General features: G+C 67.5%; 20 protein-coding genes and 1 pseudogene. 12 read left to right on the top strand and 9 right to left on the bottom strand.

The features are described from left to right. The first annotated feature begins 12 nt into the window (after positions 1–12). From CFB89_RS10670 to CFB89_RS34830, 9 genes are all read left to right on the top strand, one after another. Positions 13–843, top strand: coding sequence for a 3',5'-nucleoside bisphosphate phosphatase (locus CFB89_RS10670; RefSeq protein ID WP_179233404.1), 831 nt, complete (start codon positions 13–15; stop codon positions 841–843). A gap of 72 nt (positions 844–915) precedes the next feature. Next, complete coding sequence (locus tag CFB89_RS10665) at positions 916–1,548, top strand: L-threonylcarbamoyladenylate synthase (protein ID WP_089467788.1); 633 nt, start codon at positions 916–918, stop codon at positions 1,546–1,548. Positions 1,549–1,593: 45 nt separating this feature from the next. After that, the gene (locus CFB89_RS10660) at positions 1,594–2,256 is read left to right on the top strand and encodes a site-2 protease family protein (RefSeq protein WP_089467787.1); all 663 of its coding nucleotides are present in this window, start codon (positions 1,594–1,596) and stop codon (positions 2,254–2,256) included. Positions 2,257–2,264: 8 nt separating this feature from the next. After that, entirely contained in the window at positions 2,265–3,467 is a 1,203-nt protein-coding gene (locus CFB89_RS10655) for a tryptophan--tRNA ligase (protein WP_089467786.1), read from the top strand. A gap of 8 nt (positions 3,468–3,475) precedes the next feature. Beyond that, positions 3,476–4,078, top strand: coding sequence for a bifunctional 2-polyprenyl-6-hydroxyphenol methylase/3-demethylubiquinol 3-O-methyltransferase UbiG (locus CFB89_RS10650; RefSeq protein WP_089467785.1), 603 nt, complete (start codon positions 3,476–3,478; stop codon positions 4,076–4,078). 46 nt (positions 4,079–4,124) lie between these two features. Further along, positions 4,125–5,030 carry a 4-hydroxy-tetrahydrodipicolinate synthase gene (gene dapA, locus CFB89_RS10645; protein WP_089467784.1) on the top strand — a complete coding sequence of 302 codons (906 nt, stop codon included), beginning with the start codon at positions 4,125–4,127 and terminating at the stop codon, positions 5,028–5,030. A 111-nt stretch (positions 5,031–5,141) separates the two neighbouring features. Then, complete coding sequence (bamC, locus tag CFB89_RS10640) at positions 5,142–6,287, top strand: outer membrane protein assembly factor BamC (protein WP_089467783.1); 1,146 nt, start codon at positions 5,142–5,144, stop codon at positions 6,285–6,287. A 4-nt stretch (positions 6,288–6,291) separates the two neighbouring features. Further along, entirely contained in the window at positions 6,292–7,068 is a 777-nt protein-coding gene (locus tag CFB89_RS10635; RefSeq protein WP_089467782.1) for an MBL fold metallo-hydrolase, read from the top strand. Positions 7,069–7,202: 134 nt separating this feature from the next. Continuing rightward, on the top strand, positions 7,203–7,367 hold the full coding sequence (locus CFB89_RS34830; protein ID WP_179233403.1) for a hypothetical protein: 165 nt from the start codon (positions 7,203–7,205) through the stop codon (positions 7,365–7,367). Between the two features lie 20 nt (positions 7,368–7,387). Here the strand turns inward: CFB89_RS34830 and CFB89_RS35640 are convergent. Together CFB89_RS35640 and CFB89_RS10620 are read right to left on the bottom strand one after the other, a co-directional pair. Beyond that, positions 7,388–7,634: pseudogene (locus CFB89_RS35640) on the bottom strand (hypothetical protein). 56 nt (positions 7,635–7,690) lie between these two features. Further along, positions 7,691–8,911: a cupin domain-containing protein gene (locus CFB89_RS10620; protein WP_089467781.1), complete on the bottom strand. Its 1,221-nt coding sequence runs from the start codon at positions 8,909–8,911 to the stop codon at positions 7,691–7,693. A gap of 32 nt (positions 8,912–8,943) precedes the next feature. Between CFB89_RS10620 and CFB89_RS10615 the strand changes: the two genes are divergently transcribed. Next, entirely contained in the window at positions 8,944–9,486 is a 543-nt protein-coding gene (locus tag CFB89_RS10615) for a peptidylprolyl isomerase (protein ID WP_011694320.1), read from the top strand. Here the strand turns inward: CFB89_RS10615 and CFB89_RS10610 are convergent. The 4 genes from CFB89_RS10610 to CFB89_RS10595 all read right to left on the bottom strand — a co-directional run bounded on the left by CFB89_RS10610 (position 9,466) and on the right by CFB89_RS10595 (position 16,406). Further along, entirely contained in the window at positions 9,466–10,737 is a 1,272-nt protein-coding gene (locus tag CFB89_RS10610) for a hypothetical protein (protein ID WP_179233402.1), read from the bottom strand. The genes CFB89_RS10615 and CFB89_RS10610 overlap by 21 nt on opposite strands. Then, positions 10,718–13,393: a DNA mismatch repair protein MutS gene (gene mutS / locus CFB89_RS10605; protein ID WP_089467780.1), complete on the bottom strand. Its 2,676-nt coding sequence runs from the start codon at positions 13,391–13,393 to the stop codon at positions 10,718–10,720. The genes CFB89_RS10610 and mutS overlap by 20 nt, the downstream gene beginning before the upstream one ends. Before the next feature lie 282 nt (positions 13,394–13,675). Continuing rightward, positions 13,676–15,298: an NAD(P)/FAD-dependent oxidoreductase gene (locus tag CFB89_RS10600; RefSeq protein WP_089467779.1), complete on the bottom strand. Its 1,623-nt coding sequence runs from the start codon at positions 15,296–15,298 to the stop codon at positions 13,676–13,678. A gap of 304 nt (positions 15,299–15,602) precedes the next feature. Beyond that, on the bottom strand, positions 15,603–16,406 hold the full coding sequence (locus CFB89_RS10595) for an inositol monophosphatase family protein (RefSeq protein WP_050012977.1): 804 nt from the start codon (positions 16,404–16,406) through the stop codon (positions 15,603–15,605). 281 nt (positions 16,407–16,687) lie between these two features. On the opposite strand from CFB89_RS10595, the gene CFB89_RS10590 reads away from it, so the two are divergent. Both CFB89_RS10590 and cysE read left to right on the top strand, forming a co-directional pair. Next, positions 16,688–17,512: an RNA methyltransferase gene (locus tag CFB89_RS10590; RefSeq protein ID WP_089467778.1), complete on the top strand. Its 825-nt coding sequence runs from the start codon at positions 16,688–16,690 to the stop codon at positions 17,510–17,512. Positions 17,513–17,816: 304 nt separating this feature from the next. After that, the gene (gene cysE / locus CFB89_RS10585; protein ID WP_256979646.1) at positions 17,817–18,590 is read left to right on the top strand and encodes a serine O-acetyltransferase; all 774 of its coding nucleotides are present in this window, start codon (positions 17,817–17,819) and stop codon (positions 18,588–18,590) included. A 42-nt stretch (positions 18,591–18,632) separates the two neighbouring features. On the opposite strand, the gene CFB89_RS10580 is transcribed toward cysE, so the two are convergent. The 3 genes from CFB89_RS10580 to CFB89_RS10570 form a co-directional block, all read right to left on the bottom strand. Then, complete coding sequence (locus CFB89_RS10580; RefSeq protein WP_089467776.1) at positions 18,633–19,433, bottom strand: UDP-2,3-diacylglucosamine diphosphatase; 801 nt, start codon at positions 19,431–19,433, stop codon at positions 18,633–18,635. Positions 19,434–19,460: 27 nt separating this feature from the next. Beyond that, complete coding sequence (locus CFB89_RS10575; protein WP_027784822.1) at positions 19,461–19,952, bottom strand: peptidylprolyl isomerase; 492 nt, start codon at positions 19,950–19,952, stop codon at positions 19,461–19,463. A gap of 88 nt (positions 19,953–20,040) precedes the next feature. Next, a complete protein-coding gene (locus CFB89_RS10570) occupies positions 20,041–20,616 on the bottom strand; it encodes a peptidylprolyl isomerase (protein ID WP_006484003.1) in 576 nt (191 codons plus the stop codon). Between the last annotated feature and the right edge of the window lie 29 nt (positions 20,617–20,645).

Genomic DNA, 20,645 nt, shown 5'->3' with positions numbered 1-20,645 from the left:
GCCATGCCGACAATGAACGCCGATCTCCACTGCCATTCCAATGTTTCCGACGGGCTGCTGTCGCCTGCCGACGTCGCGCGCCGCGCGCATGCGGGCGGCGTGACCCTGTGGGCGCTGACCGATCACGACGAGATCGGCGGCCAGGCGGTGGCGCGCAGCGAGGCGGAAGCGCTCGGCATGCGCTACCTGAGCGGCGTCGAGATTTCGGTCACGTGGGCATCGCGCACCGTGCACATCGTCGGTCTGAACATCGATCCCGCCCATCCGGCGCTGGTCGACGGCCTGTACCGCACGCGCCACGGCCGCGCCGCGCGCGCGCTGGCGATCGCGGAGCAGCTCGCGACGCTCGGCATTCCCGGCGCATACGAAGGCGCGCTCAAATACGTGTCGAATCCCGACCTGATCTCGCGCACGCACTTCGCGCGCTTTCTCGTCGAAAACGGCCACGCCGAATCGACGTCGGACGTGTTCGACCGCCTGCTCGGCGACGGCAAGCCCGGCTTCGTCCCGCATCGCTGGGCGTCCCTGTCCGACGCGGTCGGCTGGATCCGCGCGGCAGGCGGCGAAGCGGTGGTCGCGCATCCGGGCCGCTATCGCTATACGCCGGTCGAATTCGACGCGTTCTTCGGCGAGTTCATCGATCTCGGCGGCCGCGCGATCGAGGTTATCACGGGCAGTCACACGCCCGACCAGTACCGCGAGTACGCGGATGTCGCGCGCCGCTTCGGCTTCGAAGTGTCGCGCGGCTCGGATTTCCATGCGCCGGGCGAGGGCCGCATCGAGCTCGGCAGCCTGCCGCCGTTGCCGCCCGACCTGACACCGGTCTGGGAGCGCTGGCTCTGACGCCGGGCGGCTTCGGGCCGCCCGCGTTGCCGTCGCTGCGCGCATCCGACTTCTCCCTCTTTACGTGTCCCCATGTCCCAGTTCTTCAGGATTCACCCGGATAATCCGCAGCCGCGCCTGATCAAGCAGGCTGTGGAGATCGTCAACAAGGGCGGCGTAATCGCGATGCCGACCGATTCGAGCTATGCGCTCGCGTGCCATCTCGACGACAAGGATGCGGTCGAGCGCGTACGCCGGATTCGCGGTCTCGACGAGAAGCAGCACCTGTCGCTGCTCGTGCGCGACCTGTCGGAGCTCGCCAACTTCGCGATGGTCGACAACCGCCAGTATCGGCAGATCAAGTCGGTGACGCCGGGCCCGTACGTGTTCATCCTGCAGGCGACGAAGGAAGTGCCGCGCCGGTTGTCGCACCCGTCGCGCAAGACGATCGGGCTGCGCGTGCCCGATCATGCGATCACGCTCGCGCTGCTGGAGTCGCTCGGCCAGCCGCTGCTCGGCACGACGCTGATCCTGCCGCCGGACGACGAACCGCTGAACGATCCCGAGGAAATCCGCGCGCGCCTCGAGAAACAGGTCGACCTCGTGATCGACGGCGGCGCGTGCCCGCGCGAACCGTCGACGGTGATCGACCTGACCGGCGATGCGCCCGAACTCGTCCGCGCGGGGCGCGGCGCGCTCGAACCTTTCGGACTCTCGGTCGCGTAAGCGCCGTTCATTTTTGCGCGAGTGCGCTTGTTACAATAACGCGATATGGATGCTTCCCTGATACAGACCATCGCCGTCTACGCGCTGCCCGTGATCTTCGCGATCACGCTGCACGAGGCCGCGCACGGCTACGCCGCGCGCCTGCTCGGCGACAACACCGCCTACGCGATGGGGCGCGTGTCGTTCAATCCGATGCGCCACATCGACCCGCTCGGCACGATCGCCATTCCGCTCGCGATGTACTTCCTGACCGGCGGGGCGTTTCTGTTCGGCTATGCGAAGCCGGTGCCGGTATCGTTCGGCAACCTGCGCAATCCGCGCTGGGGCAGCCTGTGGGTCGCGCTGGCAGGCCCGGCCTGCAACTTCGTGCAGGCGCTCGTCTGGGGCCTGCTGACCCTCGTGCTGCCGGCCGTCGGCGTCGACGAGCCGTTCTTCACGCGGATGGCGTTCGCCGGCGTCAGCGCGAACCTCGTGCTCGGCGTGCTGAACCTGTTTCCGCTGCCGCCGCTCGACGGCGGCCGCATCCTGGCGGCGCTGCTGCCGACCAGGCAATCGATCGCGCTGTCGCGCATCGAGCCGTACGGTTTCATCATCGTCCTCGTGCTCGTCGCGACGGGCGTGCTGACGAACTTCTGGCTGCGTCCGCTCGTCAACGTCGGCTACGCCGTCCTGAGCGCCGTCCTGTCTCCCTTCGCCTCGCTTTTCTAACGACAATCATGTTCCCAGAACGTATTTTCTCCGGCATGCGACCCACCGGGTCGCTGCACCTCGGTCATTACCACGGCGTGCTGAAAAACTGGGTGAAGCTGCAGTCCGAGTACCCGTGCTTCTTCTGCGTCGTCGACTGGCATGCGTTGACGACGCACTACGAGACGCCCGAGGTCATCGAGAAGAACGTGTGGGACGTGCTGATCGACTGGCTCGCGTCCGGCATCGATCCGGCGCAGGCGACGCTGTTCATCCAGAGCAAGGTGCCCGAGCACGCGGAACTTGCGCTGCTGCTCGGCATGAGCACGCCGCTCGGCTGGCTCGAACGCGTGCCGACCTACAAGGAGCAGATGGAGAAGCTGAAGGACAAGGATCTGTCCACCTACGGCTTTCTCGGCTACCCGGTGCTGATGGCGGCCGACATCCTGCTGTATCGCGGCTCGCTGGTGCCGGTCGGCGAAGACCAGGTGCCGCACGTCGAGATGACGCGCGAGATCGCGCGCCGCTTCAACTACCTGTACGGCCGCGAGCCCGGTTTCGAGGAGAAGGCGCTCGAGGCCGCGAAGAAGCTCGGCGGCAAGCGTGCGAAGCTCTATCACGAGCTGCGCAATGCGTATCAGCAGGAAGGCGACGACGAGGCGCTCGAACAGGCGCGCGCGATGCTGCAGGAATCGCAAAGCCTGTCGATGAGCGACCGCGAGCGTCTGTTCGGCTATCTCGAAGGCGCGCGCAAGATCATCCTGGTCGAGCCGCAGGCGCTGCTGACCGAAGCGTCGCGCATGCCGGGCCTCGACGGGCAGAAGATGTCCAAGTCGTACGGCAACACGATCGGCCTGCGTGAAGACGCCGACACGATCACGAAGAAGGTCCGCACGATGCCGACCGATCCCGCTCGCGTGCGCCGCACCGATCCGGGCGATCCCGACAAGTGCCCGGTGTGGCAGCTTCACCAGGTCTACACGGACGAAGCGACGCACGATTGGGTGCAGAAGGGCTGCCGTTCGGCGGGCATCGGCTGCCTCGACTGCAAGCAGCCGGTCGTCGAAGGCATCCTGCGCGAACAGCAGCCGATGCTCGAGCGCGCGCAGAAGTACATGGACGATCCGTCGCTGCTGCGTGCGATCGTCGCGGACGGTTGCGACAAGGCGCGCAAATACGCGACGGAAACGATGCGCGACGTGCGCGACGCGATGGGCCTGTCGTACAACTGACCCGGCGCATGAGCGAGTCCGTCATCGCCGCCGCGGGCGGCCACGTCGGCCAGGCCGAACCGTCGCGCTGGGTCGCGCAATGGGCGCGGCTCGTGCCGGCCGGCGGGGCGGTGCTCGACGTCGCCGCGGGCGGCGGGCGCCATGCGCGCTGGTTCGCGTCGCGCGGGCATCCGGTCGTCGCGCTCGATCGCGATCCGGCCGCGCTGGCCGCGTTGCGCGCGATGCCGGGCGTCGACGCCCGCGCGGCCGATCTCGAGGGTGCGCCATGGCCGCTGGCGGCCGGCGAGCAGTACGCGGCCGTGATCGTCACGAACTACCTGCATCGCCCGCTCTGGCCCCATCTGCTCGACGCCGTGGCGCCGGGCGGCGTGCTGATCTACGAAACCTTCGCGCAAGGAAACGAAACGGTCGGAAAACCGTCCAATCCCGCGTTCCTGCTCGCTCCGGGCGAGTTGCTGGACGCCGTGCACGGCCGCCTGCGGGTGATCGCGTACGAGGACGGTTTCATCGCCGCGCCGCGCGAGGCGTTCGTCCAGCGTCTGAGCGCAGTGCGCGAGGGCGCGACCCCGAAGGCGGGGGCGGGAATTCCACGTTACGAACTGCCCGGCTAATCCGCTACAATCTCAACGTTTACCGGTACACAATCAATCGCGTTTCATGGCTAACGGCACCCAAGACGGCATTCAAATCCGCGGCAGCATCCCCGCGATCGTCACCCCGATGCTCGAAGACGGCAGTCTCGACCTGCCGGCGTTTCGCAAACTGATCGACTGGCACATCGCGGAAGGCACCGATGCGCTGGTCGTCGTCGGTACGAGCGGCGAGTCGGCAACGCTCAGCGTCGAAGAGCACATCCTGATGATCCGCACGGCGGTCGAGCATGCGGCGAAACGCATCCCGATCATCGCGGGCGCGGGCGGCAATTCGACCGCCGAGGCGATCGAGCTGACCAAGCATGCGAAGGCCGTCGGCGCGGACGCCACGCTGCAGGTCGTGCCGTACTACAACAAGCCGACGCAGGAAGGCATGTACCGCCACTTCCGGACGATCGCCGAATCGGTCGACCTGCCGGTGATCCTGTACAACGTGCCGGGCCGGACGGTCGCCGACATGGCGCACGAGACGACGCTGCGCCTCGCGCAGGTGCCGGGCATCATCGGCGTCAAGGAAGCGACCGGCAACATCGATCGCGCCGCCCACCTGATCAAGGCCGCGCCGAAGCATTTCGCGATCTACAGCGGCGACGATCCGACCGCGATCGCGCTGATGCTGCTCGGCGGCCACGGCAACATCTCGGTGACCGCGAACGTCGCGCCGCGCGCGATGAGCGAGCTGTGCCGCGCGGCGCTGGCCGGCGACGTCGCTACGGCGCGCGAACTGCACATGAAGCTGCTGTCGCTGCACAAGAACCTGTTCATCGAAGCGAACCCGATCCCGGTGAAGTGGGCGCTGCAGGCGATGGGCAAGATGCAGGGCGGCATCCGGCTGCCGCTCACGGCGCTCGACGAGCGCTGCCACGATGCCGTACGTTCGGCCCTCGTCGAGGCCGGCGTTCTCGCCTGATGCCGACGCGGCCGCGTCCTGCGGCCGCCGGCTCGACCCCTGATCAACCCGCACCGGCCGGCACCGTCCGGCGCCGCTCCTGACGAGCGTTCTAGCAAGACGAAGGATTTCATGAAACGTTTCGCCTTTTCCTCTCGCGCCATCCAGTTGTCGGTGGTGGCGCTGGCGCTGGGCGCGCTCGCTGGCTGCGATACGCTGAACGACTACCTGGCCCCCGACCGGGTCAACTACAAGAACACGGGCTCGGCGCCGCCGCTCGCGGTGCCGAGCGACCTGAAGCCGGTGCAGACGACGCAGCAGTTCGTCGCGCCGCCGACCAACGCCGGGCTCGGCACGCTGCCGCCGCGGGCCACGACGCAGGCCGGCAACGCGACCGACGGCATACCGAGCGCGCAGGATCCGCTCGGTATGCACATCGAGCGCGACGGCGATCGCCGCTGGCTCGTCGTCGACGGCCGCACGCCCGAGCAGCTGTGGCCGATCCTGAAGGAGTTCTGGCAGGAGAACGGCTTCTCGCTGAAGACCGATGCGCCGTCGACGGGCATCATGGCCACCGACTGGGCCGAGAACCGCGCGAACATTCCGGACGACTGGTTCCGCCGCACGATCGGCAAGGTCATCGATTTCGCCTATTCGTCGGGCACGCGCGACCGCTTCCGCACGCTCGTGAACCGCACGTCGGACGGCAACACCGACATCTCGATCACGCACAGCGCGATGGAGGAAATGATGGTCGGTCCGCAGGGCGGCACGTCGTCGCGCTGGGAAGAGCGTCCGCGCAACCCGGTGCTCGAAGCCGTGTTCCTGTCGAAGCTGATGCAGAAGTTCGGCCTGACCGACGCGCAGGCGAAGCAGTTGCTGACCGATGCGCGCCCGGCAACGGCGCCGGCGCAGGTCAGCGACACGAGCAGCGGCGCCGCGACGCTGCAACTGGCCGAGTCGTTCGACCGTGCGTGGCTGCGCGTGGGCCTGGCGCTCGACCGGACCAACTTCACGGTCGACAATCGCGACCGCGAGAAGGGCGTCTACACCGTGCGCTATGCGAACTCGATGGAAGAGCTCAAGCGTGACGGCCTGTTCGGCAAGCTGTTCTACGGCGGCCCGTCGGCGGCGAAGCCGGGCAAGGAGTTCCTGGTCAACGTGCGCGCGCAAGGCGCCGGCGGCACGCAGGTCGCCGTGATCGGCGCGAACGGTCAGGTCGACAATTCGTCGGACGCGCAGCGGATCATTTCGCTGCTGCACGCGCAGCTGAACTGAGCGCGTGCGATTCGCCAGCCTCGGAAGCGGCAGCGAAGGCAACGCGCTGGTCGTCGAGGCCGCGAGCGGCACGACGACCACTCGTGTGCTGCTCGACTGCGGCTTTTCTGCCAAGGAGGTCGAGCGCCGGCTCGGCCGACTGAATCTCTGCATCGCCGATCTCGATGCGATCCTCATTACCCACGAACACAGCGACCACGTTGGCAGCGCGCTGACGCTCGCGCGTCGCGCGTCGCTGCCGCTCTACATGAGCTGGGGCACCGCGCGCGCGGTCGGTGCGGACGAGGCCGATGTCGATCTCCACGTGCTGTGGGGCGACGAGACGGCCGCGATACGCGATCTGGCCGTGATGCCTTATACCGTCCCGCACGATGCGCGGGAACCGCTCCAGTTCGTGTTCATGGACGGAAACCGCCGGCTCGGCGTGCTGACGGACGTCGGGATGGCTACGCCGCACATCACGGCGGTCCTGAGCGGCTGTGACGCGCTGGTGCTCGAATCCAACCACGATACCGCGATGCTGGCCGGCAGCCGCTATCCGCAGTCGCTGAAGGCACGCATTGGCGGCAACCACGGCCACCTGAGCAACGACGCGGCGGCCGACATCCTCGCGTCGCTCGAACGCAGCCGTTTGCAGCACCTAGTCGCGGCCCATCTGAGCCAGCAGAACAACCTGCCGGAACTGGCCCGCCAGGCGTTCGGCGGCGTGCTCGGGACGGACGGGGAAGACGTGATCGTGGCCTCGCAGGACGCGGGCTTCGATTGGCTGATGCTCGGATGAGCGGGGCAGGGCCGCTGCGGCGGCCCCAGCGGCGCGGCCCCCAGCGGCTGCCGGGCGCTCGATCGAAAGCGACAGGCGTAAAAAAACCGGCCCTCGGGCCGGTTTTTTTCAGCTGACGCTGAAGGCTTACTGGCTTGCGCCCGAAGCCGGAGCAGCCGTCGCTGCCGAAGCAGCCGACGCCACTGCAGCAGCAGCGTCGCTCGCAGCAGCCGAAGCCGACGAAGCTGCAGCCGAAGCGTCGCTCGCAGCACCAGCAACTGCCGAAGCAGCCGACGAAGCAGCAGCCGATGCGTCGCTAGCAGCCGACGAAGCAGCTTGATCAGCGCTCTTGTTGCAAGCAGCCAGTGCAACAGCAGCCAACAGGGAAGCTACGAGGAGGGATTTCTTCATGATCACGTCCTTTTATGGTTAAAGGTAAGCAACAGCGCGAAACAATACCGGTAATGTGCTCCAACACCGACCTGGGCCGCTGGTGGAGATGCACTTCTTAGAGCGTGAATCTTCCCTACGGCTTGGGCGGAAATTATATGCACTTTCCTATCGACCGTCGACAAATGCGGGGTCAATACGTTGTCTTTCCCATACAGAATTTGATCTGTATGGGCATACGGGGCGACTCACACTAATTCCGGTTTCCGACCCGTATCCAGCCCGCACGATACCACTCGTGCAACAAGGCTGTCATCGAGGGACCCCGGGATAGTGTTACAAACCGTTTCGCCTCCATCCGGCGTTGATTGGCCAGTTCGGGCAGCCATTCCTCGGCTTGCTCGAGCGGCCCTTCCTCGCCATTAATGAAGTACGAGCGCGCGTTATACATCAATGCGGCCCTTCTGTCGAGACACACGCCCCGGCGAGACGCCTGCGCGACGAACGCGGCCTCGGACAGCGGGCGCTCCGGCGGGTCGAAAACGACGTTCGATTTGGGCTCGCTCAGGTAGCAGCCGAGGAATTCGGCGATGTCGCGCTTGCGCCAGCGGATCGCGTCGACGATCTCGGCGACCCGGTCGACCATCGCCGGCGGCAGTTGCGCGGGCGCGTCGACGGCCGGCTGCTTCGGATCGCGGTAGAGGTCGTCGCCGCCCGCGTCGCGCAGGCCGCCGCGCTCCGCGAGGTAATACAGGAACTGCGCGCCCAGCTCGCCGGCGGACGGTGCCCGGAACCCGATCGAGCAGGTCATGCACTCGCCTTCGGCGACGCCGTCGTGCGCGATGTGCGGCGGCAGGTACAGCATGTCGCCGGGCTCCAGCACCCATTCGTCGCTCGGCTCGAAGTTTTCGAGGATCTTCAGCGGCACGTCCGGCTGCAGCGACAGATCCTTCTGGGCGCCGACCCGCCAGCGGCGCCGGCCCTCGACCTGCAGCAGGAAGACGTCGTACGAATCGAAGTGCGGGCCGACGCCGCCGCCGTCCGTCGCGTACGAGATCATCAGGTCGTCCAGCCGCGCGTCGGGGACGAAGCGGAAGCGGTCGAGCAGCGCGCGCGCCGCGTCGGCGTGCAGGTCGAGTCCCTGCACGAGCAGGGTCCAGGATTTGCGCGTGACGGCCGGGAGCGAACCGGGTTCGAACGGGCCGTGTGCCAGTTGCCACTTGTTACGAAAATGGGTGATCAATCGCGATTCCGCGTCATAGTCGGCGGCGAGCTCGAACAATGCATCGCGCGTGACCGGCGACGCGACGCCGGGGATCGCCTGGCGGATCAGCAGCGGCTTCTTTTGCCAGTAGCCGCGCATGAATTGCGCCGGTGTGAGGCCGCCGAGCAGCGGTGTGGGAAGATCGGAAGGCGGCGCGCCGAGCGGGGCGGCAGCGGCATCCCGCGGTTCGGCTTGAGACCGGTTGCGCATCGTATAATGAGACTTGTATTTGGGAGAATTGGATGAAAATCGCAAAAAACACCGTCGTGTCGGTCACTTACAAGCTGTCGGACGCACAGGGCAATCTGATTGAAGAAAGCGACGAGCCGATGGTCTATCTGCACGGCGGCTATGATGGCACGTTCCCCAAGATCGAGGAACAGCTCGACGGCCACGAGGCAGGCTACCAGGCGCAGATCCAGCTCGAGCCGGAGGACGCGTTCGGCGATTACGATCCCGAACTCGTGAAGATCGAGCCGCGCGACCGTTTTCCCGAGCCGCTCGAAGTGGGCATGCAGTTCGAAGGCACGCCGGAAGACGGTGACGAGGAAGCCGACTCGCTGATCTACACGGTCACCGATATCGCCGAGGACAAGGTCGTGCTCGACGGCAATCACCCGCTGGCGGGCATGGCGCTGCGTTTCGCGCTGACCGTGAAGGACGTTCGCGAAGCCACCGAAGACGAAATCGAGCACGAGCACGCGCATGGCGCGGAAGGGCTCGAGATCGTCGACGAGGACGACGACGAAGACGGCGAAGCGCCGTCAGGGCGTACGCTGCACTGAGCTTGCCGGCAACTCCGGCGCCGGCCCCGATGCGGGGGGCGGTGCCGGCCACGACGCGCCGCCCGGGGCGGCGCCGTCGCCCTGCAGCGGCGGCGCGACCGACGAAGAGTCGGGTAGCGCAGGCAGCGCGGGAATTTCGGGCATCTGCGGCAGCGGCACGTCGTCGCGCGGCACGAGCGGCAGCGTGGGCGGCACCGGGAGGTTCTTCGGCACCTCCTGCAGGCTCACGTTGAAGATCGTCTGCCGCGCCGGCGATACGCTCACCTTCACCCACTGATTCGTCGGATGGCGCGGTCCGATCGCGACGCGCGTGACGTTTCCTACCAGCTCACCGTCGTCGCCATGCAGCGGACGGTCGATCAGAAAGCCGTTCGCCAGCGGTTCGCCGCTCGCGTGCATCACCAGTATCGGGCCGCGGAACGTCGCCGCCGCCTTCACCAGCGTTCGTTTCAGTTCGCGGAAGCCGTCGCGCACGCGCGGCCGGTTGAAACGCAGCCACGCGAAGCGCTCGGCGCGTTCATAGCGTTCGAACTGAGGATCGCCCTCGAAAATCACGACCATCGCGCGCGCTTCGCGTCGCTTCGCATATTCGGCCGCATGGTCGATCCAGAAGTCGTTCGCGACGATGCGATCCTCGAATTCGCCGTTGCGGCCGCCCGCCGTCAAATAATGGTTGTTCGGCGCTGGCGCATTGAGTGCGACGTAGACGACGTCGTCGCGCATCCAGCGTGCGTTCTCGCGATACGGCCGGAACCGTGGGACTTCGCTTTCCCGCGTGATCTGCAGCGCGCCGGGATCGGGCAGCGCCGGGTCGGCGAGCAGCGTCTGCCGCAGGAAATCGAGCCGCTCGACCGGGTCGTAGCCGCCGCCGGCCGCGGTGCTGCACGCGATCCAGTCGTCGTGGCCGGGAATGAACACGAGCGGCACGCGCGCCGAATCCAGGATCGCGCCGCGCTGCGAATACAGCGTGTCGCGGCATGCTTCCTTCGAGCCTTTGAGATCGCCCGCGTAGACGACGAACGCGAGATTGCGCTCGCGTGCGATCGCATCGAGCAGCCGCTGCGCGGCCGGTTCGTCCGCCGGGACGTTGATGACGCCCGATACGACCGCGAACGAGTAGGGCGCCGCGCTGCGCTTGGGCGGCGCGGCCAGCGCACCGGCCTGGGCCAGCGCAAGGGCCGCCGCGACGAGCGCGGCGGCGGCGCGGGCCGGCAGGCCGCGCGCAATGCGCTTACGCGTGCCCGTCGGCATCGTGCGACCGGACGAGCGTACGCAGTTCGTACAGCAGGTCGAGCGCCTCGCGCGGCTTGAGATCGTCGGGATCGATGTCGCGCAGTTTTTCGAGTGCCGGATGCGGCGTGTCGGGCAGCGCCGGTGCGTCCGCGCATTCGAGATCGTCGACGGCCGCCGGCGGCGCGCTGAAGAGATCGAGTTGCGGCGTGTGCTGGGATGCCGACTGCTGTTCGAGATACGCGAGGTGCTTGCGCGCGGCGCGGATCACCGGCGCAGGGACGCCCGCGAGCTGCGCGACCTGGAGGCCGTAGCTCTGGTTCGCCGGGCCTTCGTTGACTGCGTGCAGGAACACGATCCCGTGGCCGTGCTCGACCGCCGACAGGTGGACGTTGGCCGCCTGCGGGAATTCGGCCGGCAGTTGCGTCAGCTCGAAGTAGTGCGTCGCGAACAGCGTGTAGCACGCGTTGTGCGCGAGCAGGTGGCGCGCGATCGCCCAGGCGAGCGCGAGGCCGTCGAAGGTCGACGTGCCGCGGCCGATTTCGTCCATCAGCACGAGGCTTTGCGGCGTCGCGTCGTTGAGGATCGCCGCGGCTTCGGTCATCTCGACCATGAAGGTCGAGCGGCCGCCCGCGAGATCGTCGGCCGCGCCGATGCGCGTGAAGATCCGGTCGATCGGGCCGAAGCAGGCCGACTTCGCCGGCACGTAGCTGCCGACGTACGCCATCAGCGCGATCAGCGCGGTCTGCCGCATGAACGTCGACTTACCGCCCATGTTCGGGCCGGTGATCAGCAGCAGCTTGCGCTCGGCGCCGAACCGGCAATCGTTCGCGATGAACTGCTCGACCTGGGCTTCGACGACCGGATGGCGACCCTGCTCGATTTCGATGCCGATCTCGTCGGTGAAGGTCGGCGCGACCCAGTCGAGCGCGCGTGCGCGTTCGGCGAAGGCGGCCAGCAGGTCGAGCTCGGCAAGTGCCGACGCGACGCGCTGGCATTCGGGGATGAACGGCAGCAGCGCCTGCAGCACCGAGTCGTACAGCGCGCGCTCGCGCGCCAAGGCGCGCTCGCGCGCCAAGGCGCGCTCCTGCGCCGACAGCGCCTTGTCCTCGAAGGTCTTCAGTTCCGGCGTGATGTAGCGCTCGGCGTTCTTCAGCGTCTGGCGGCGACGGTAATCGTCGGGCACCTTGTCGGTCTGGCCGCGCGTGACCTCGATGTAGAAACCGTGCACCTTGTTGTATTCGACGCGCAGGTTCGCGATGCCGGTGCGCGCGCGTTCGCGCGCTTCGAGATCGATCAGGAACTGCCCGCAATTCTCCGAAATGTCGCGCAGCTCGTCGAGCTCGGCATCGTAGCCGCGCGCGATCACGCCGCCGTCGCGCACCATTGCGGCCGGCTCGGTGGCGATCGCGCTCGTCAGCAGATCGAGACATTCGGCGGGCGGCGCGAGCGCGGCGTCGACGCGCGCGAGCGCATCCGCGTTCGCGACGATCGCGCCGATGCGCTCGCGCAGTGCCGGCAGCGCGGCGAACGTATCGCGCAGGCTCGACAGGTCGCGCGGGCGCGCTGACAGCAGCGCGAGCCGCCCGGTGATCCGTTCGACGTCGGCGATCTGGCGCAGCGCGCTGCGCAGTGCATCGAGGCTCGCGTTGGCCGGTGCGTCGAGCAGCGCGCCGATCGCCTGCTGGCGCGACTGCGCGGCGACCGACGCGCGCGGCGGGTGATGCAGCCAGTGACGCAGCAGGCGGCTGCCCATCGTCGTGCAGCAGGTGTCGAGCAGCGAATACAGCGTGGGCGACTCGGTGCCGCGCAGCGTCTCGGTCAGTTCGAGATTGCGGCGCGTGGCCGGATCGAGCCCGATGTATTCGGTTTCGTTCTCGACCTTCAGGCTGCGCACGTGCCGCAGTTGCTGGCCTTGCGTGGCGGCTGCGTAGAGCAGCAGCGCGCCGGCCGCGCCGCACGCGCTCGTCAGCGAATGCGCGCCGAAACCGTCGAGGCTCGCGACGTCGAGCTGGTCGCACAGACGCTGCGTGCCCGATGCGATGTCGAAGTGCCAGGCCGGCACGCGCTTGCTTGCGCCCGCGCCGGCGGGAAGGGCGTCGGTCGCGCCGTCCGGCGTCAGGATTTCGGCCGGCCGGATGCGTTCGAGCGCGGCCGCGAGTTGCTCGGGCTCGATTTCGGCGAGCCTCAACGCACCGCTCGCGAGGTTCAGCCACGCGAGGCCGATATTGACCGCGACGCCGCGCTTGTTGTGGCCGGTGCACATCGCGAGCAGGTAGACGTCGTTCTTGTCGGACAACAGCGCGGCGTCGGTCAGCGTGCCCGGCGTGACGACGCGCACGACCTTGCGCTCGACCGGGCCCTTCGACGTGGCCGGATCGCCGATCTGCTCGCAGATCGCGACCGATTCGCCCATCTTCACGAGCTTCGCCAGATATTGCTCGACCGCGTGATGCGGGACGCCGGCCATCTTGATCGGCGTGCCGGCCGACGCGCCGCGCTGCGTGAGGGTCAGGTCGAGCAGGCGTGCCGCTTTTTCCGCATCCTCGAAGAACAGCTCGTAGAAGTCGCCCATCCGGTAGAAGACGAGCGTGTCCGGATGATCGGCCTTGATGCGCAGGTACTGCTGCATCATCGGGGTGTGGCCTGCGAAGGCTTCGGGCGACAGCGTGGTCATAGGTCAGGCATGAAGTGGGTGCTTGGGTTGCCCGAGTTTACCAGCGGCTTCGACGCGAACGTGCGAAGTTGGCCGTTTGGCCGATTGCCGGCGGCGCCGCGCAGCGGCGACTAACCTCGAGCGGCGGCTCACGATCGCTCGCCATGAGGCGCTGAAGAAAGGGCGCATGGCCCGGAACCGCGCGCGTCTTTCGTCACTTCCGATCGCAAGCGTTGCCACGAGCGGTGCGGAGCCGGCGGCGCCCGGCTTGCGCGCCTGCACGCGCCGGCTTCGCACCGCGGCTCAGGACGCGTGCGCCGACGTCAGGCTGAGCGCCACCGCCTGCGCGACTTCGATGCCGTCGATCGCGGCCGAATAGATGCCGCCCGCATACCCGGCGCCTTCGCCGGCCGGATACAGGCCTTCGACGTTCATGCTCTGGTAGTCGTCCTTGCGTCGAATCCGGATCGGCGACGACGTGCGCGTCTCCACGCCGGTGAGCACGGCATCGTGCATCGCGAAGCCGGCGATCTTCTTGTCGATCTCCGGCAGCGCTTCGCGGATCGCTTCGATCACGTAATCGGGGAGCGCGGTGCCGAGATCGGTCGGATTCACGCCGGGCTTGTACGACGGCTCCACGGAGCCCAGCGACGTCGACGGCCGACCCGCGATGAAATCGCCGACCAGCTGGCCCGGCGCACGGTAGTCGCCGCCGCCGAGTTCGAACGCGCGCTCTTCCCATTTGCGCTGGAACGCGATGCCGGCGAGCGGGCCGCCCGGATAGTCGTCCGGCGTGATGCCGACGACGATGCCCGCGTTCGCATTGCGCTCCGCGCGGGAATACTGGCTCATCCCGTTGGTGACCACGCGGCCCGGCTCCGAGGTCGCGGCGACCACCGTGCCGCCCGGGCACATGCAGAAGCTGTAGACCGCGCGCCCGTTGCTTGCGTGGTGGACCACCTTGTAGTCGGCCGCGCCGAGCTGCTTGTGGCCCGCGAACTTGCCGAAGCGGCTGCGATCGATCAGCCCCTGCGGATGCTCGATACGGAAACCCAGCGAGAACGGCTTGGCTTCGATGTAGACGCCGCGGTCGTGCAGCATCTGGAACGTGTCGCGCGCGCTGTGGCCCACGGCCAGCACCACGCGGTCGCACCGCAGCGTTTCGCCGTTCGACAGCTTGAGCGCGCGTACCTTGCCCTGGTCGATTTCGATGTCGTCGACACGGGTTTCGAAACGCACTTCGCCGCCGAGTTCGTGGATCGACGCGCGCATTTTTTCCACCATGCTGACGAGGCGGAACGTGCCGATGTGCGGGCGGCTCAGATACAGGATGTCCTCGGGCGCGCCGGCCTTGACGAATTCGTCCAGCACCTTGCGGCCATAGTGGTTCGGATCCTTGATCTGGCTGTACAGCTTGCCGTCGGAAAACGTCCCCGCGCCGCCTTCGCCGAACTGCACGTTGGATTCGGGATTGAGCACGCTCTTGCGCCACAGGCCGAAGGTGTCCTTGGTGCGCTCGCGCACGGCCTTGCCGCGTTCGAGGATGATCGGGCGGAACCCCATCTGCGCGAGGATCAGCCCCGCGAACAGCCCGCACGGCCCCATGCCGATGACGACCGGGCGCAGGAAATCGGCGTGCTCGGGCGCCTTCGTGACGAAGTGGTACGCCATGTCGGGCGTCACGCCGCAATGCGGGTTGCCGGCGATGCGCTCGAGCGCGGCCGCTTCGTCCTTGACTTCGATATCGACGATATACGTGAGCTTGATGTCGGCGCGCTTGCGCGCGTCGTGCGCGCGGCGGAACACGGTGTAACGGAGGAGATCGTCCGCCGCCACGCCAAGCTCCGCGAGGCGCGCGCGAATCGCGGCCTCGAGCGCGCGCTCGGGGTGGTCGAGGGGAAGTTTAATTTCGCTTAGCCGTAACATGATGACTCGGATGCGATTGCCACGGCGCCGTGGCGATGTTGATACAGGCGGGGCCGGCACGCCGGCGGCGTGGTTCGCCGCGCGGGCATGCCGGACGCAAACCCTGTGCCGTCGTTGCGGGGCCAGCGGTGCGAGCGGCAGTGCGCCGATTCGCACGCGCGACGCGAGCAACTTCAGGATAGGCGCACGAAGCGGCCCGCGTGCACGGAAGATGGTTTCGCGTGTCGGGCGATCGGCGCGCCATCGTGACGATGCCGTGCGAGCGGTTTGCGCGAAAGCCGCGCCACGCGGGCGCGGCCCGGGCTTACTCCGCTGCCGGATGCATGCGGCTGTAGCGGTTCAGGATCGGGATCATCTGCGCGTAGATCTTCGGATTCGCGGCGACGATCTCGTGGCGATGCAGGAAATCGGCATCACCCGTGTAGTTGCCGACGAGGCCGCCGGCCTCGGTGATCAGCAGGCTGCCCGCGGCCATGTCCCACACGTTGATGCCTTGCTCGAAGAATGCGTCGAGGCGGCCGGCCGCGACGTTCGCGAGGTCGAGCGCCGCCGCGCCCGGGCGGCGCAAGCCCGTGCAGGCCTGCGTCATCTCGGTGAAGAGGCGCGCGTAGGCGTCGAGGCCGTCCTTCTCGCGGAAGGGGAAGCCCGTGCCGACCAGCGCGTCCGACAGGCGGTCGCGGCGGCCCACGCGGATGCGGCGGTCGTTCAGGTACGCGCCGCGGCCGCGGGTGGCCGTGAACAGGTCGTTCTTGTTCGGATCGTAGACGACGGCCTGCGTGACGACGCCCTTGTGCTCGAGCGCGATCGATACGCAGTAGTACGGGAAGCCGTGAATGAAGTTGGTCGTGCCGTCGAGCGGATCGATGATCCACTTGAATTCGGATTCGTTCTCCGATTCGCCCGATTCCTCCGCGAGGATCGCGTGGTCGGGGTAGGCGGTCTTTAGCGTCTCGATGATCGCGTCTTCGGCGGCCTTGTCCACTTCGGTGACGAAGTCGTTCTGCTGCTTCTTGCGGATCTCGATCAGGTCGAGATCGAGGGACGCGCGATTGATGATCTGTCCGGCGCGGCGCGCAGCCTTGACAGCAATGTTGAGCATGGGATGCATGAGCCTGGATCCTGTAGCCGGCGGCACGGGCCGCCACGAAGTGGGACAACCGCCCGGAACGGCGCAAGCGTGCCGGGGCGAGGTGAGACGCGAATTGACAAAGAGCGGGGTACGACCCGCGCTGCGCCGAGCGCAACGCGTAAAGGCATGATTTTACCCGATTTTTGGCGGTTTCAGGCGGTCGGCACGCGGGGAAACCCCCACTGGTCGTCCGGACGAGTGGGTTTGCGCGGGCGATGGCGATACCATACGGCCATTCTGATGAACCGAGTCGTATCGTAGTGGAAACCCCGCAGAACACCGCCGCGCCGTCCGAATCGGGCGCGGCCTCGTCCGCGCCGCCGTCCGGCGGCTTCACGTCCACCCGCTTCGTGCTCGTCGAGCCGAGCCATCCCGGCAACGTCGGGGCGGCCGCCCGCGCGCTGAAGACGATGGGTTTCTCGCGCCTCGTGCTGGTCGCGCCGCGCGTGCCGCACGTGCAGCGCGACCCGGAGGCGATCGCGATGGCCAGCGGCGCGGACGACGTCCTCGCGTCCGCGCACGTCGTGCCGACGCTCGGCGAAGCGCTGTCCGGCGTGCACTGGTCGATCGCGCTGACCGCGCGCACGCGCGAATACGGGCCGCCGCGCCTCGCGCCGCGCGCGGCCGCCGCGCAGGCGGGCGCGCAGGTCGGCGCGGGCGACGTCGCGCTCGTGTTCGGCAACGAGCGCACCGGTCTCGCGAACGAGCATGTCGAGCAGTGCAGCGCGCTCGCGCACATTCCGGCCAACCCGGCCTACAGTTCGCTGAATCTCGCGCAGGCCGTGCAGGTGCTCGCGTACGAATTGCGCGTCGCGTTTCTCGAGCAGGCGAGCGAGCCGGCCGCGCAGCCGCCGGCCGAAGCCGGCACGCTCGCGCAGAGCGACGAGATCGAGCGGATGTACGTGCATCTCGAGAACGCGTTGATCGCACTCGACTTCCTCGATCCGCGCAATCCGAAGAAGCTGATGCCGCGGCTGCGGCGCCTGTTCGCGCGCACGGGCCTCGAGCGCGAGGAGGTCAACATCCTGCGCGGCATCGCGAAGCACATCCTGCTGAAGTCGGGCAAGCCGGACGGCGACGCGTAAGCGGTCGACACTCCGATTGCCGGGCGTGCGGGAGTCCGCTGGATGCGGCGTGCGGTCGGGCAGGCCATGCGTTGGCCAGCCGGCGGCGTCGGACCGGTTGTTTTTCCCGATCGATCGCTGCCGGCAACCCCCGTTGCAACAAGCGTCGCGGACGAATACCCGCGCCGACGGCGGGGTGAACGCGCGACTGCGTGCGGCCGGGCGCGACTGGCCCTACAATCGCCGGACGTCATAAGCAAATGACCCGGCGCGATAACGGCCGGCATTGCCGGCGATGCGCGCCGGCCTTTTCCCGGATCACATCATGTTGACGAGACTGCGCGAAGACGTTGCAACGATTCGCGAGCGCGATCCCGCCGCTCGCAGTGCGTGGGAAGTGCTGACCTGTTATCCGGGGCTGCATGCGCTCGTGCTGCACCGTTTCGCGCACGCATGCTGGCGCGCGAAACGCTACTGGCTCGCGCGGTTCGCGTCGCAGGCCGGCCGGTTCCTGACGGGGATCGAGATCCATCCCGGTGCGACGATCGGCCGGCGCGTGTTCATCGATCACGGCATGGGTGTCGTGATCGGCGAGACGGCGATCGTCGGCGACGACTGCACGATCTATCAGGGCGTGACGCTGGGCGGCACGTCGCTCACGCGCGGCGCGAAGCGTCACCCGACGCTGGAAGCCGGCGTGATCGTCGGCGCCGGCGCGAAGGTGCTCGGCGGTTTCACGGTCGGCGCGGGCGCGAAGATCGGCTCGAACGCGGTGGTCGTCAAGCCGGTGCCGCCGGGCGGTACCGCGGTCGGCAATCCGGCGCGCATCGTGATGCCGGCGCAGCCGAAGCCGCAGCCCGAGCGCGCGGCATTCTGCGCGTACGGGATCACGCCGAACGCGGATGACCCGATGTCGCTCGCGATTCACGGGCTGATCGATCACGCGGCGAAGGAAAGCCGCCGCGTCGACGAGATCGTCGCGGCGCTCGAGCGGCTCGGCACGCATCTGGAAACGCTGCAGGGCGCCGACGCGGCACGCCTCGACCTGCGCAGGCTGTCGGCGGTGCTGGAAGGCAAGACGGTCGAACGCCAGATGTAACGAACGCGATCGCTGCCGGTCGGTGCGACGGCAGCAGCGGCGTCAGTCGAGCGGCATCGCGTGGATGCCTTCCGCGTCGACACGCAGATAGCCGCCGCGCCGCGTGCCGTGGTCGAGATCCCAGTCGGGCAGCACCCAGCGGATCCCGCCCGGCTCCGCGTGGCTTGCGGGGCGGTGCGTGTGGCCGTGAATGATCACGCTCGCGCGGCTTTTCCGGAACAGCGCGGCCACGCCTTCCCGCGTGACGTCGTAAATGGCCGAAGCAGGGCGCATCCGGCCCGCTTCGCTGGTCGAGCGCATGCGCTGGGCGAGCGCGCGGCGCCAGCGGAACGGCCACGCGAGAAACAGCCATTGCGCGACGCGGTTGCGCGCGAAGCGACGGAACACCTGGTAGCCGCGGTCGGCCGTGCATTGCGCGTCGCCGTGCGCGAGCACGATGCGCTGGCCGAACGCGATGATCAGCGAAGGGTCGGGCAGCAGCATCGCGCCGGCGGCCTTCATGAAGCGCCGGCCGAGCAGGAAATCGCGGTTGCCGTGCATCACGTAGAGCGCGATGCCGCGTTCCGAGAACGTATGCATCAGCGCGGCCATGCGCGCGGCGAACGGATCGTCGTCGAGGATGTCGTCGCCGATCCAGTATTCGAACAGGTCGCCGAGGATGAACACCGAGTCGGCGCTGTCGGCGGTGTATTTCACGAAATGCTCGAACGCGGCGACCGTCTTCGGAATCGCCTCGCTCAGGTGCAGATCGGACAGAAACAGGAACGGGCGTGCGGCTTGCGCGTACTCGCGCTCGCCCGGCACGCCCGCGGAGACGCTTCGCGGCGGACTCTCCTGCAACATCGAAGTGCCTCCGTAACGGCTGGTGCGTCAGACCACCACGGCCTTTTCGATCACGACGTCGTCGGCCGGCACGTCTTGGTGGAAGCCGGCGTTGCCCGTCTTGACGCCCTTGATCTTGTCGACCACGTCCTGGCCTTCGACGACCTTGCCGAACACCGCGTAGCCCCAGCCCTGCGGCGTCGGCGACGAGTGGTTCAGGAAATCGTTGTCGTTCACGTTGATGAAGAACTGGGCGGTCGCCGAGTGCGGATCGTTCGTGCGCGCCATCGCGACCGTGTAGTTGTCGTTCTTCAGGCCGTTGTTCGCTTCGTTGTCGATCGGCGCGTCGGTCGGCTTCTGCTTCAGGCCCGGCTCGAAGCCGCCGCCCTGGATCATGAAGCCGTTGATCACGCGATGGAACACGGTGCCGTCGTAATGGCCCTTCTTCACGTAGTTCAGGAAGTTCTCGACCGTCTTCGGTGCCTTCTCGGCGTCGAGTTCGAGCTTGATCACGCCGTGGTTCGTATGCAGTTCAACCATGATGAATTCCTTCGGTGAGGCGGTTTAAATGGCACGCGGCCGGTCGTGCGACGCGGCCGCGTGAGGCGCCGGACGTGCCGGCAGGTGCTTACTTGGAGACGATGCTCGCCGATTCGATCACGACCGGTTGCGCCGGCACGTCCTGCATCGGGCCGCGCGAGGTCGTCGCCACGCCTTCGATCTTCTTCACGACGTCGAGACCCGACACGACCTTGCCGAACACCGCATAGCCGTTGCCGTCCGGGTTCGGGTAGTCGAGGCCGCTGTTGTCGACCGTGTTGATGAAGAACTGCGCGGTGGCCGAGTTCGGATCGCTCGTGCGCGCCATCGCGATCGTGCCAGTGAGGTTCTTCAGACCATTGCGGCTTTCCAGCGGGATCGGCGCACGGGTCGGCTTTTCCTCGAAGTTGGTCTTGTAGCCGCCGCCCTGGATCATGAAGCCCTTGATCACGCGATGGAAGATCGTGCCGTTGTACTGGCCGGCCTTCACGTAATCGAGGAAGTTGGCGACCGACTTCGGCGCCTTCTCCGGATAGAGCTCGACGCGGATGTCGCCCTGCGAGGTCTTCAGCTGCACGACGGGGTGCGCGGTGGCCGTTTGCGCGAACGCGGGCGCGGTCGCGAGAAGGGCGGCGCCGCCAAGCGCCAGCAACAGACGTTTCATTGCGATCCTCAGGTTGGGAGGGAAGGAAG

Origin of the sequence: Burkholderia sp. AU16741, from assembly GCF_002223345.1 — a bacterium.
Taxonomy (GTDB): Bacteria; Pseudomonadota; Gammaproteobacteria; order Burkholderiales; family Burkholderiaceae; genus Burkholderia; species Burkholderia sola.
This window is presented reverse-complemented; position numbering and strand designations above follow the sequence as displayed.